The organism is Halorussus salinisoli (assembly GCA_005239435.1).
GTDB lineage: Archaea > Halobacteriota > Halobacteria > Halobacteriales > Haladaptataceae > Halorussus > Halorussus salinisoli.
This window is the reverse complement of the sequence record SZNP01000001.1, coordinates 705,517-719,288: the sequence shown is the minus strand read 5'-3', so window position 1 is coordinate 719,288 and position 13,772 is coordinate 705,517. Positions and strand designations below refer to the sequence as shown.

9 protein-coding genes are annotated in these 13,772 nt (G+C 61.2%); 7 read left to right on the top strand and 2 right to left on the bottom strand.

The window, feature by feature from the left end; all coding sequences use genetic code 11:
* Positions 1-42: 42 nt before the first annotated feature.
* Positions 43-1,518: a CoA-acylating methylmalonate-semialdehyde dehydrogenase gene (locus tag E2484_RS07975; protein WP_137284669.1), complete on the bottom strand. Its 1,476-nt coding sequence runs from the start codon at positions 1,516-1,518 to the stop codon at positions 43-45.
* Between the two features lie 173 nt (positions 1,519-1,691).
* Here E2484_RS07975 and E2484_RS07970 point away from each other — a divergent pair, with 173 nt between their 5' ends.
* The 3 genes from E2484_RS07970 (at position 1,692) to E2484_RS07960 (ending at position 6,217) form a co-directional block, all read left to right on the top strand.
* Positions 1,692-3,032 carry an aminotransferase family protein gene (locus tag E2484_RS07970; protein WP_137284668.1) on the top strand — a complete coding sequence of 447 codons (1,341 nt, stop codon included), beginning with the start codon at positions 1,692-1,694 and terminating at the stop codon, positions 3,030-3,032.
* A 127-nt stretch (positions 3,033-3,159) separates the two neighbouring features.
* The gene (locus tag E2484_RS07965) at positions 3,160-3,681 is read left to right on the top strand and encodes an Lrp/AsnC family transcriptional regulator (protein ID WP_137284667.1); all 522 of its coding nucleotides are present in this window, start codon (positions 3,160-3,162) and stop codon (positions 3,679-3,681) included.
* A 178-nt stretch (positions 3,682-3,859) separates the two neighbouring features.
* Positions 3,860-6,217 (top strand): STT3 domain-containing protein, encoded by a 2,358-nt coding sequence (locus E2484_RS07960; protein ID WP_137284666.1) that lies wholly within the window; start codon positions 3,860-3,862, stop codon positions 6,215-6,217.
* Positions 6,218-6,283: 66 nt separating this feature from the next.
* On the opposite strand, the gene aglM is transcribed toward E2484_RS07960, so the two are convergent.
* On the bottom strand, positions 6,284-7,576 hold the full coding sequence (gene aglM, locus E2484_RS07955; protein WP_137284665.1) for a UDP-glucose 6-dehydrogenase AglM: 1,293 nt from the start codon (positions 7,574-7,576) through the stop codon (positions 6,284-6,286).
* Positions 7,577-9,241: 1,665 nt separating this feature from the next.
* Between aglM and aglF the strand changes: the two genes are divergently transcribed.
* The 4 genes from aglF (at position 9,242) to E2484_RS07935 (ending at position 13,760) form a co-directional block, all read left to right on the top strand.
* Entirely contained in the window at positions 9,242-10,009 is a 768-nt protein-coding gene (aglF, locus tag E2484_RS07950) for a UTP--glucose-1-phosphate uridylyltransferase AglF (protein ID WP_137284664.1), read from the top strand.
* A gap of 91 nt (positions 10,010-10,100) precedes the next feature.
* Complete coding sequence (locus E2484_RS07945) at positions 10,101-11,087, top strand: SDR family NAD(P)-dependent oxidoreductase (protein ID WP_137284663.1); 987 nt, start codon at positions 10,101-10,103, stop codon at positions 11,085-11,087.
* Between the two features lie 69 nt (positions 11,088-11,156).
* Positions 11,157-12,572: a sugar transferase gene (locus E2484_RS07940; protein ID WP_137284662.1), complete on the top strand. Its 1,416-nt coding sequence runs from the start codon at positions 11,157-11,159 to the stop codon at positions 12,570-12,572.
* Positions 12,573-12,647: 75 nt separating this feature from the next.
* Complete coding sequence (locus tag E2484_RS07935) at positions 12,648-13,760, top strand: glycosyltransferase family 4 protein (RefSeq protein ID WP_137284661.1); 1,113 nt, start codon at positions 12,648-12,650, stop codon at positions 13,758-13,760.
* The last annotated feature ends 12 nt before the right edge of the window (positions 13,761-13,772 follow it).

Genomic DNA, 13,772 nt, shown 5'->3' with positions numbered 1-13,772 from the left:
ACGGTACGCAGTTAGTCGAGAGCAAAGGCGAGAGAAGAGACGTTAGGCGTCCGGCCAGCGTTCGATATAGACGGTCTTGTCCGTGTAGAAGTGGATCATGTCTTCGCCCTGTGCGTGAAGGTCGCCGAAGAACGAGTCCTTGCGGCCGCCGAAGTGGAAGAACGGCATCGGAGCTGCGGTCCCTGCGTTCACACCGAGATTACCGACATCTGCCTCGTGACGAACCTTCCTGGCATCAGCGCCACTCCCAGTGAACAGACTCGCGGCGTTCCCGAAGTCGCTGCGGTTCAGGACGTCAATCGCTTCGTCGACGTCGCCGACCGACATCAAGCCGAGGACCGGACCAAAGATCTCCTCCTGGGCGAGCGTCATCTCCGGATCGATATCGCCGAACACGGTCGGCGCGAGGAAGTTGCCGTCGTAGCTCTCGACGTCGACGTCACGGCCGTCGAGCAGGAGTTCAGCGCCCTCGTCGACGCCGGTTGCGATCAGGTCGCGCACCCGTGCTTCGTGTTCCGGTGTGATGAGAGCGCCAATGTCGGTGCCGTCGTCGAGCCCGTAGCCGACCTGCTGGGCCTTCGCTTCTTCCACGACACGGTCGACGAACTCGTCGTAGACGGATTCCTCGACGACGGCGACGTCGTTTGCAAGGCAGCGCTCACCACCACACGCACACGCCGACGACACGGTCTTCTTCGCAGCGAAGTCCAGATTAGCGGTCTCCGTGACGATGACGTGATTCTTTGCACCGCCCTGCGCCTGGACGCGCTTGCCGTTCCCGGCACCGCGCTCGTACACGGTCTTTGCGACGGGTGTGCTGCCAACGAACGACGCGCCTTCGATTCCATCGTGGTCGAGCAGCGTGTTTACCGAGTCGACACTCCCGTGGACGAGTTGGACGACTCCGTCCGGGAAGTCCGTCTCGTCGAGGAGTTCGAATAGATGCTGGGCGACTATCGGGTCCTGCTCGCTCGGCTTCAGGACGAACGCGTTTCCGGTCGCGACCGCGTACGGGAGGAACCACAGCGGAATCATCCCCGGGAAGTTGAACGGCGTGATCGCCGTAAACACGCCGAGTGGCTTCCGGACAGCGGTCTCGTCGATATCAGGGGCGGCGTTCGGAAGATGGCCCGACTGCATCATCGACGGGATACCGCACGCGACCTCGACGTTCTCGATGCCGCGCCGTAGTTCACCCATGGCTTCGGCAAACGTCTTCCCGTGCTCTTGGACGAGGATTTCTGCGAGCTCGTCCTGATGCTCTTCGAGTAGCCGCTTGAATTCGAATAGCGGTTGGATGCGCTCCTCGACCGGCGTTGCACTCCAGTCTTCGAACGCCGCCTGACCGGCCTCGACCGCCGCGTCGACATCGGCCTCGGAGCTGAACCCGACGTACGTGAGCGTCTCGCCGGTCGCCGGGTTGATGACGTCTTGGCCCTGGTCGCTCGACGGGTCTCGCCAGTCACCGTCGATGTAGTTCTGTACGTCGCCTCTGGGTGGAGTACCATCTACGGTCATTCGTCATTTGACTCTCTAGCTCTCGCGCAATAAGCTTTTCCTACATCATCCTAATAGCAATGGGATATAAGAAACAGTGTACCCGGTATACTACAGTTCGGAGAACAATATCCTACGAATTTCGATAAAGGGTAAAGATTAATCAATCACAAGCTAATAGGTGACACACGCCGATGTCACAGCAAGAATCCCCGACTGACGAAGGCCTCAACGAAACCGAGCAGACCGACAAAGAGTACGTGTTCGGGACGTGGTCGTTCCAGAACGAAGTCAGCCCGACCCAAGTGACCGACGCAGACGGCGTCCGGTTCGCGGACGCCGACGGCAACGAGTACATCGACTTCTCGAGTCAGCTCATGTGCTCGAACCTCGGCCACTCCGCCGAGAAAGTCGAAGACGCAGTCGCCGAACAGGTACGCGAAGCGGGCTACGTCGCGCCGAACTACACCACGGAAGCGCGCGCGAAACTCGGGGAGGAACTCGCAGCCGTCACTCCAGGCGACCTCTCGAAGACGTTCTTCTCGACCAGCGGGACGGAAGCCGTCGAGGCGGCAATCAAGATCGCACGCTTCTACACCGGTAAGCAAAAGATCATCTCGCGGTACCGCTCGTACCACGGCGCTACCTACGGTTCGATTAGTGTCACGGGTGATCCACGCCGACTGGAGGCCGAGCCCGGGATTCCCGGGACGATCAAGGCACCTGATCCGTACGCGTACGGTTCGACGCTCGACCCGATGGAGAGCCTCGAGTACATCGACGAGATGCTCGAACTCGAAGGTGACACGGTCGCCGCAGTACTCGTCGAACCGATCGTTGGATCGAACGGGATTCTGGTACCGCCGGACGAGTATCTGCCGCGACTGAAGGAGATCGCGCACGACCACGGTGCGCTGCTGATCTGCGACGAGGTGATGGCTGGATTCGGCCGGACCGGCGAATGGTTCGGCTGCGACGTGTTCGACGTCGAACCGGACATCATAACGATGGCGAAAGGGCTCACCGGTGCGTACCAACCGCTCGGCGCCACGATCGTCACATCCGAAATCGCCGACCACTTCGACGAGAACATGCTCTGCCACGGCCACACGTACGCAGGGCACCCGGTTGCGGTCGCCGCCGGACTTGCGACGATCGAGACGTATCGGGAGGAGAACCTCATTGAGCGCGCGAGCGACGTCGGTGAGTACCTCGGCGAACAGATCGACGAACTCGCGGCGAAACACCCGAGTGTGGGTGACACACGCGGCGTCGGTCTCTTCCGCGGAATCGAACTCACCAAGCACCCCGAGAAGCGCGTGCCGTTCGGTGAACGTGAAGACAAAGTCAGCCAGGGGACGACAGTCGTCGACGAAGTCTCGTCGACGGCAGCCGATCACGGGGCGTACGTGGCGAATATGATCAATACGCTGATCGTCGCACCGCCGTTGACGATCACCGAGGACGAGATCGACGAAGCGATCGAGGCGGTCGACGCCGGTCTCGAAGTCTCCGATGCCGCGATGGAAACGTAACCGCCCTCTTTCAGCGAACAGAGGCGGTCTTGCCCGGCCGTGGGAAACGACACAAAGATACCCACGATGTGGGATAGACTAAACAGATACCGCGTTCTTCACAAGAGCGCGCCGATAATTACGAACTATGACCGACGCACTTCGCTCCGACACTGACCTCGACGAGACCGATCTTGCTATCTTAGAGCGAGTCGAACGGGACTTCGACGTGAGCCTCGATACGCTCGCCGAAGAACTCGACCTCTCGAAATCAGCCGTCCATTATCGGTTGAACAAGCTCAAAGACAGCGGAGCCATTCGAGGTATCACCGCGGACGTCGACCCGCTCGTATTCGGGCTCGAGATGGTTTCGATAACTAACGTGTCCGTGACACACGAGAGCGGGTACTCCGACGACATCGGTGAAGAACTGACCGCGCTCGACGGGGTCGAACAGGTGTATTACACGATGGGCGACGTCGATTTCGTCGTGATCAGTCGCGTCCAGAGCCGCGACCAACTGAACGACCTCATCGACCAGATGGTCGCCATCGAAGGGGTAAACGAAACGTCCTCGCGGTTCGTGATGCAGGAATTCGAATCGGCCCAGACGATTACAGCGAATCTGCCCGACGAAGCACGCGATGCGGTACTCGATCAGTCGACCTGAACTCGAAGGTGGCGTCGATACCCCAGATTAATCGTCCTGTTTCGATACAGAAATCGTGATTCGGTAACCGAAGTACTGCCGGAGTTCGTCGAATAACGACAACATCCACGGAGGGCGCGACCGGACTTCGCCGGCAAGTGTCGCAGGGTTTATAAACCAGTCACGTAATTCAGCCACCATGACTGACGTACGCGAGGCGACCGACGACCTCCTCGCGGAGCGACCCGGCCTCGAATCGGACCTCCGCGAACTCCTCGCGGTAGACGACGACGCCGACGGATGGAGCTTCGACGACGTACCCCTCGACTCGGGGACCTTCGGCGAGTTGGTCTCTCGCGACATCGTCACCAAGGACGGCGATGGGTACGAAGTCGCCGATCCGCAGGCCGTCCAGGCGAGTCTGGACGGCGATGCTGCGTCGGACACGAGGTCGTCCGTGACGGACGGACCGATACTCCCGTCGCTGTCGCTCCCATCAGTGTCCACCGTGGAAGCAGGTGCGCTCGGCGGCGCACTGGCGTTCGTCCTCTTGATGCGGACGTACGTCTACCCGAACGTGTTCCGCGGCGAGTACGTCGTTCTCCCCTCGAACGACCCCTACTACTACCGCTACTGGGTCGAGCAACTCACCGTTGAGGCCACCGGTGTCTTCGACTTCAGCGTCCTCTCGGGGCTGCCCGGTGCTGTGGCGAAGGGCGAACCGCTGATGGTCGGGACGCTGTGGTGGCTGACCAACCTGCTCGGCGCAGACGCTGCGGGACTGGTACTGGCGTGGTATCCCGTCGTCTCGGCGCTCGTCGTCGCGGCGCTCGTCTACGCGCTGGCAGTTCGGGTGACCGACGACCGCCGAGTCGCGTTGGCATCGGTCGGGATTCTCGCAGTGATTCCGGCGTTCGCCTACCGGACCGGTCTCGGCTTCGCCGACCACCACGCGTTCGACTACCCGTGGCTGGCGCTGACCGCACTCTCGTTGGTCTGGCTGGCCGACGTAGACCGCGAGAGCCTCACGGAGATTCGGCCGTGGCTCGCGTCGGGCGCGTTGGGCGTCGCGGTGGCCGGACAGGTGATGGCGTGGGAGGCCGGACCGCTTCTCATCGGTGCACTCGGCGTCTACATCGCGGTTCGAGCCGTCGCGGACGTGCGGGCCGACCGGTCGCCGCTCGTGGCGAGCACACCGATACTCGCCGGGTTGGCGCTCGCATCGGTGCTCTCGCATCTCGCGCACACCAGCTTCGGGTGGCACACTGACGTAGTGGCGTACTCGCCGGCGCTGTTGTTGGTCGGCGTGCTCGGCGTGTCGCTCGCCGGTGAAGCGGTTCGCCGAGCCGAGATGCCACCGTTCGTCCTCGGCACCGCCGAGGTCGCCGGGGGACTGAGCGGGCTGGCTCTCCTGCCGGTCGTCCTGCCGACGTACGCGAATCGGTTGTTCCAGCGGCTCGACTTCCTCCTATTCAAGTCCGGACCGGCCGAAACTCAGTCGATATTCGCCGGCGGCCCTACCGGTTTCTTCCTCGGGCCGATACTCGAACTCGGCTTCGCGTGGATACTCGCTCTCCCGATACTCGGGCTGGCTAGCGTGCGCGCGTACCGGCGTAACCACGTTCCGTGGCTCGTCCTCTGCACGTACGGCTGGTACTTCCTCGCGCTAGCGACGTTCCAGCGGCGGTTCGTCGGCGAGTTCGCGCCCTTCGCGGCGATACTGGCCGGCTACGGGTTCGTCGCCTTCGCCACGAAACTCGACGTGCTTTCGCCACTGTCGTTCGCTGGCGAGAATCCACGCGACGAGACCGAACCGACGTCGCTTGGACTCCCCGACAGAGCCACGATTACGGCCGTCGCCCTCCTCTTCCTGGTTGTCGGCAGCGCGGGCGCGGTCCAGACCGCGGTCCGGCACCAACAGGTGAAGATAGTCGACGAGAAGTTCGAGGCGGCGACGGAGATGGACGGCTACGCCGACGAGCGCGGCTGGGAGTACCCCCAGAACTACGTACTGAGCAAGTGGGGCCGAAACCGGATGTACAACTACTTCGTAAACGGGGAGTCGCGGTCGTACGGATTCGCCGAGAGCCACTACGAATCCTTCCTCGCGTCGAAAGACCCCGACGCACAGTACCAGAAGCTTGGGGATAGAGTCGGATTCGTCGTCACGAAGAACCTCGACGTACAGGAGGTCCCGAAAGACTCCAACTACGCCCGACTCCACCAGCGGTTCGGAAGTGCCGGGCCGAGGGGAGCGACCGGCGCGGGCCACTACCAGATGATGCATATCAGCGACGGCGGGTCGGTAAAGGCCTTCGCGGTGGTTCCCGGTGCGAACATCACGGGAACGGCGTCGGTTAACGCGACGGTCACCGTCTCGAACTCCGTCGAAGTCGACGGAAAGAAATTCGTCTACCGCCGAGTCGCCGAGACCGGACCCGACGGCGAGTTCTCCGTGACGGTCTCGTATCCGGGCACGTACTCAGTCGGCAACCAGACGGTGGACGTAACCGAGAGCGCGGTGCAGAACGGCGGCAACGTCAGCGTCGGCGCGTAATTACTCTCGCTCTCCTTCGCATTACTCCAACCCTTTGCCGCATCACCACGACAGTCCGTCGTCAGTTCACCACGTCAGTCCTTCGTAGGTGATGCCGTCGCGTCGCTCCACGATTCTCCGGCCGTCCACGACGACCGGGTCGGCCATCGCGTCGAACGCCGAGTCGAGCGCCGCGAACTCGTCCCAGTCGGTGACGACGACGGCCCCGTGAGCGCCGTCGAGTGCGTCATCCGCAGACGCCGCGTACTCGATTTCGGGGAAGCGCTCGCGCATGTTCTCGGTCGCGACCGGGTCGTAGGCTACGACTTCCGCGCCGCGCTCGCGCAGTCCCTCGACGACCGGGATGGCGCGAGAGTTTCGAACGTCGTCGGTACCGGGCTTGAACGCGAGGCCGAGGACCGCGACGCGCTTTCCGGCCGGGTCCAGATGGCGTTCGAGCAGGTCGAGGAGTCGCTCGGGCTGTTCGTCGTTGACCTCGACGGCCGCTTCCAGCAGGGTCGGTTCGTACTCGGCGTCGCGGGCGGCGGCGATGAGGGCGGCCACGTCCTTCGGGAAGCAACTGCCGCCCCAGCCGACTCCCGACCGGAGGAATCGCTCGCCGATGCGGTCGTCCAGTCCCAGCGCGTCGGCAACCTCGTAGGCGTCGACGCCGTACTCCTTGCAGATGTTTCCGAGTTCGTTGACGAGGCTTACCTTCGACGCGAGGAAAGCATTGTTGGCGTACTTCATCATCTCTGCTTCTCGAATCCCGGTCTCGACCAGTTCGGCCTCGGAGTCGGCGAGCAGTGGGTCGAAGACCGCTCGGAGTCGCTCGCGGGCGAGGTCAGTTCGGGTCCCGAAGACGACCTTGTCGGGGTCGCGGAAGTCGGCGACCGCGCTTCCCTCGCGCAGGAACTCGGGGTTCGTCGCCACGTGGAGGTCTTTGTCGAGCGTCTTTCCGGACTCTTCGGCCAGAATCGAGGCGACTGTCTCCTCGGTGGTGCCCGGAACGACAGTGGATTTGACGACGACGAGATGCGGGTCGTCCTTCGACGCGAGCGTCTCGCCGAGCGACCGCACGCCCGCTTCGAGCACTTCGAGGTCGATGCGGCCGTCCTCGTCGGTGGGCGTCGGCAGTGCGAGGAACGTTACGTCCGTCTCGCGGACCGCGGCGTAGTCGGTCGTCGCGCGCAGGCGCTCGCCGCCGTACTCGGCGACGAGGTCGTCGAGTCCCGGTTCGTGGATTGGTGCCTCGCCGGATTCGATGGCCGCAACGATGCGCTCGTCAATGTCCACGTTCGTCACATTGTGGTCGTAGTCGGCGAGACAGGCTGCGACGGTCGTCCCGACGTAGCCGCTCCCGACGATGCTGACGTTCATTACCGAATAGGTCTCTAGGATTTTCCTTGAGACTTTGGGTCTTGACGACAGAAGCTACCGTGTAGTCGACGCCACGACTACTTTTGAACCCCCTCCATCCAAGCTGTGGAGACACAGATATCTCAACGTTCCACCTTCACGTCAACTCGGAGTCCTTTGGGAAGTTAGTGCACACTTTGACGATTTATTCTCTACTTTCTGCGAAGCCCAACCTCTGTATAGATCGGAGGTGATTCAATCCAACCAACAGTCGAGAGCCACACTACGGGTGACTTTCTAACTGCCCCTCTACACCTCTCTATACTTGCTCTTCTTCATCTCACTTTCAGCACAAACTATACGACGGTAGTTTACAAATCGGCTAATTTCCGAAAGAGACGCTGTGTTAAGGGGTGTAGACTGCTGTTCTCGCATCCCGTCCTCATTGGATTTCTGGAACTATCGAACAACTCCGGGGTGTTGTCTATTTCTCTGGAGAGACGCGGTATACGTACTGATTCGGAGTTTTTGGTCAGTTCGATGGTTCGGTACGAGACGCCCCCTGTTCTGTGGGAGGGTAGCAGAAACAGAATTTGACGGTACATTCCCGGTTTCTATGTCGAATTCGAGAGTTTCACTGAGTTAGATTCGCGAGAGTTCTACGGTCTTTGCTGAGTGCGAGATTGCGTCTAGAAGGCCTCTGTGTGGCGAGAACCTGGAGTAGGTCGTCATCGCCATGATGCGCTACTGTAGATATCTCTCGTATTGTGAGAACGGAATTGCTGGATACACCCTGTTTTCTCTGTCGAATTCTGGGGTTGCGCTGTTTGGGTTCGAAATGGGTATGGTCCTATATTCTTATTTCATCGCCTCTCTAGAACGATTTCGATCCCGATGGTCTCCTATCTAAGTGAGTCCGATTGAAAACCCGGGCGAGAGAGTACACCTCTCCACAAGAGTCGTTCTTTCGGCTGATTCACGAGGTGTAGACGAATTCTGCTCTCACTAGCACGTCTATTGTAGCCCCTCAGCTGTCGAGACTCGTTCAATTTGGCTGTAGGTTTGTCCAGAGAGTATCCGCGTTAGAATGGGTCGATATCGACAGTGGAATCTCAAGTATCCGTATTCTATTCGTGACGATACAATTCAATCGGCAGGTGGTATCTGATGATAATCAACCGAATACGAGATGACGACGCTTCTATCTGCTTCTGACCTTCTCGAATCGCTTCTTGAATACGACCAATGGGGCGTGCTGGCGTGAACAGAATCGAAGTGAGAAACCGACGAACATCGACTTCTCGGAGATCCACAAGTCGTCACTCAGGCCTTAACCGGAAAGGAGTAGGTAGCATTCACTCAGTATCCGGTGTGTCCGTCGGAGTCCCACTACACTCAACTCGTTGTCTGGCTGTTTAGTGGAACATGCCATCCTTGTTTCCGCCACTACACTCGTTGTGGGGTGTGTCTCTTGAGAGACCCAGCAGATACTTTCACTCGTTACGAGGGGTGTGTGACTCCCCAAGGTCAGTTGTCCTAAGCAAACACGTTGTCTTGACCTCCATTAACGGAACACCACGGGCTATGGGTTCCGTACGGCCAGTCACAATTCAGTAACCATTCTCTGGGGTGTGTGACCATGCCGAGTCTAAAAATATTTACCACTCCAGCGAAGTTCCGATGAACATGAAAGCTGTTGTACTCGCTGCTGGAGAAGGAACCCGCTTACGGCCGCTGACCGAGGACAAGCCCAAAGGGATGGTCGAAGTAGACGGAAAACCTATCCTGACCCACTGCCTCGAGCAGTTGGCCGAGTTAGGTGCCGACGAATTCGTCGTGGTGGTCGGCTATCGAAAGCAGGACATAATCGACCACTACGGTGACGAGTTCGACGGGATCCCCATCACGTACTCTCACCAGCGCGAGCAGAAAGGGCTGGCTCACGCCCTACTGACCGTCGAGGAGCACATCGACGACGACTTCATGCTCATCTTAGGCGACAACATCTTCGACGCCAACCTCGGCGACGTGGTCAAGCGCCAGCAGGAGGATCGCGCAGATGCTGCGTTCCTTACAGAGGAGGTTCCGTACGAAGAGGCTGGCCGGTACGGGGTCTGTGACACCAACGACTACGGCGAGATTACCGACGTAGTTGAGAAACCCGAAAATCCGCCTTCCAATCTCGTGATGACCGGCTTCTACACCTTCACGCCGGCCATCTTCCACGCCTGCCACCTCGTCCAGCCCTCGAACCGCGGCGAGTACGAGATTAGTGAGGCCGTAGACCTCCTCATCCAGAGCGGCCGAACCATCGACGCGATTCGGATGGACGGCTGGCGCGTCGACGTCGGCTACCCCGAGGACCGCGAGAAGGCCGAGCGTCTGCTTCGCGGCGAAGAGGTCGAACTCGAATCCGAAACCGACTCCGGTTCGACCGAAGTCTCGAGCGACTGAACGTCCCGCTATTTTCGATCAAAGCGTCAGCCGTCTGAACTCGCGTCTCGACTCGGTGGATTTTTGCTAATTGCGTTTGGGGAGGTAGGTAATGCGAATACTCGTCACCGGAGGTGCGGGGTTCATCGGCGGCCACCTCGCCGAAGCGTTCGCACGCGACGGCCACGACGTCGTTGCGCTCGACAACTTCGAACCGTTCTACGACGTCGGCATCAAAGAACACAACGTCGAAGCGGCCCGGGACGCGGCCACCGAGAGCGACGGAAGCTACGAACTGGTCCACGGCGACGTGCGCGACGAGGACCTGGTGGGCGAATACGTCGCCGAGGCCGACGTCATCTTCCATCAGGCCGCTCAGGCGGGCGTCCGGACCAGCGTCGAACAGCCTCAGAAGGTCGACGACATCAACGTCTCTGGCACGCTCAACGTATTGGAAGCGGCCCGTGATTCGGACACCGAGCGCGTGGTCGTTGCGAGTTCCTCGTCGGTGTACGGCAAGCCCGAGTATCTGCCCTACGACGAGGAGCATCCGAACACGCCAGTCAGCCCCTACGGCGCGTCGAAGGTGGCCCAGGAGCAGTACACCCGCGTCTACAACGAAGTGTACGGTCTACCGACCGTCGCGCTCCGGTACTTCACCGTCTACGGCCCGCGAATGCGGCCGAACATGGCCATCTCGAACTTCGTCTCGCGGTGTCTGAACGGCGAATCGCCGGTCATCTACGGCGACGGAACTCAGACCCGCGACTTCACCTACGTCGGCGACGTGGTGCGAGCGAACGCCGCGCTACTGGGGACCGACGCCGCGGACGGCGAAGCGATGAACGTCGGAAGCACGGACAACATCGAGATTCAGACGCTCGCCGAGGAGATACGGGACCAACTCGCACCCGACCTCGAACTCGAATTCGGCGAGCGCAACGACGCCGACGCCGAACACACTCACGCCGACATCTCGAAGGCGAAGGAGTTGATCGGCTACGAACCGACGACGACCATCCGGGAGGGCGTCGAGCAGTTCACCGAGTGGTATCAGGAGAACCGCGACTGGTACGAACCGCTCGTCCGGAACTCGTAAGCTGTCAAATATTGACACCGAAACGTCACTCCACAGCTTTTAAGCTAACTGACTGAGCGGGATAGCGTGATGGCTTCGGGATATCGGTATCGCGTCATGAGCGTCGTCGGCACGCTTCTGTGGGCGGTCGCGGCCGTGTTGGTCGCCAACCACCCCGCAGTCCAGTGGCTGACGACGATTCTGCCGGTGTTCCGGAGGCTTCCCGCAGTCGTGCTGACCGGCGACGACTTGGCGATTGCCGCGGTGACGAGCGCACTTGTCGTCGCCGGGAGTCTCGTCCCGCTGTTCAAGCCACGTCCGCGGCGCATCCTCGACACGATACTGCTCACCCAGAAGCGGGTCGTCGTCGCCGGGTTCGCGATGGCGACCGTCGGCTACTTCGACTATACGTATCCGCTCCCGCGCTCGACGCTCGCGCTGACCGTCGCGATCCTGCTGGTCGCTTTTCCGGCGTGGTTCGTCGCCATCGGCTACCGGCCCGGCCGGAAGGAGCGGGCCCTCGTCGTCGGCGACGACCCTGAGGAGATACGTGACGTCCTCGACGCGACTGACGTACCGGTCGTCGGCTACGTCTCACCGCCGAGTCCCTACTACTCCGAGCAAGACCGACAGGTCGCCACACCGGCGGTCACCGATGGAAGCGGCGACGTGATGCTCGACGACCTCGACTGTCTGGGCGGTCTCTCTCGACTCGACGAGGTGTTGGTCGAGTACGACGTGGACACCGCAGTGCTGGCGTTCGCCCACCCCGACCGTGCGGAGTTCTTCGGCGCGCTCGACGCCTGCTACGAACATGGCGTCGATGCCAAGGTCCACCGCGACCACGCAGACGACGTGCTGACCGCCACGGCGGCGGGGAACGAGGACATCGTGGACATCGAACTCGAACCGTGGGACTGGCAGGACTACGTGTTCAAGCGTATCTTCGACGTGACGTTCGCCGCAATCGGCCTGATCGCGTTCGCGCCCTTCATCGCGGTCATCGCGGCCGTCATCAAGTTGGACAGTCCGGGACCGGTGTTCTACAGTCAAGAGCGCACCGCCGAACTCGGCGAGACGTTCGAGGTGTACAAGTTCCGGACGATGGTGCCGGAGGGCGAGTCGGCGGTCCCGACCGACGACGAGGAGAACGACCGCATCACGCAGGTCGGGCGGGTCCTGCGCCGGACGCATCTAGACGAGATTCCGCAACTCTGGGCCATCCTGACCGGCGAGATGAGCGTCGTCGGTCCGCGTGCGGTCTGGACCGACGAGGAACCCCTGCTGGAGGAGCGCACCGACACGTGGCGCAAGCGGTGGTTCGTCAAGCCCGGCCTGACCGGACTGGCGCAGATACGGGACGCCAAGAGTACCGACCCGGAGGCGAAGCTCCGGTACGATTTGGAGTACATCCGGAAGCAGTCGTTCTGGTTCGACGTGAAGATCGTCGTCCGACAGATCTGGAAGGTGCTGGCCGACTTTCGTGAGGTCACGGAGAACCGATAGCAGACGGCTGGATTCCGTGTCCCGACGTGCGAATATCAGTAGAGTATTAATGACGGAGTTGGACGGGTGAACCGAATGCGGATTCTTCGCGTCGCACAGAAGGTGTATCCCGACGTCAAAGGTGGCGGCCCGTACCACGTTCACGCGATGAGTCGTGACCAGGCGGCGATGGGTCACGACGTGACGGTGCTGACGGTTGGGAACGACGACTCGAAGCCGCGACGAGAGGAGCGCGACGGCTACACGGTCGTCCGACGGTCGCCGACGGTCGAACTGCTCGGCAACGACATCTCGGCTGGCGTGGCGAAGTTCTTGGCGACGGCCGACGACTTCGACGTCGTCCACGCTCACTCGCACCTCTACTTCTCGACCAACCTCGCTGCGCTCCGGAGTCGAATCGGCGACACACCGTTGGCGATAACGAACCACGGCCTCTATTCGCAGAACGCACCCGAATGGGTATTCGACGCCTACCTCCGGACGCTGGGCCGCTGGACGTTCGACAGCGCAGACGTGGTGTTCTGCTACACCGATGAGGACCGCGAGCGCGTTCGTGAGTTCGGCGTCGGTACGGACGTCGAGGTCGTAGCGAACGGCATCGACCAGACCCGGTTCACGCCCGACGGACCGGAGAGCGACTTGATCGAGGCTGAAGGACTAGTCGTGCTGTTCGTCGGGCGTCTGGTCGAGGGCAAGCGCCCGCAAGACGCGGTCGAGGTGTTCGCGGGCGTGCGCAAGGCGTACCCCAACGCGGAACTCTACATCTGTGGCGACGGCGCACTCCGCGACGAACTCCGAGCGCAGGTGGCCGACCTCGGCGTCTCCGAGGCCGTCACCTTCCTCGGACACGTCGCCTACGACGAGATGCCGAAGGTGTATCGGTCCGCCGATGTTCTGGTCCTGCCAAGTCGCGCGGAGGGTCTCCCACGGACCGTCTTAGAGGCGTTCGCGTCCGAGACCCCGGCCGTGACCAGTGACCTCGAACACGTTGCGCCAGTCGTCGAAGAAGCAGGCGAGACGGTGCCCGTCGGCGACGTGGCGGCCTTCGAGCGCGAACTTCGGGAGCTAATTGGGGACGAGGCAAAGCGGCGAGAGCTTGGGCGGAATGGGCGGACGACCGTTGAGGAGAAGTTCACGTGGGAGAATACAGTCTCGGAGACGACCCAGACGCTCGATTCGATTCGATGAGTAGAAATTTGA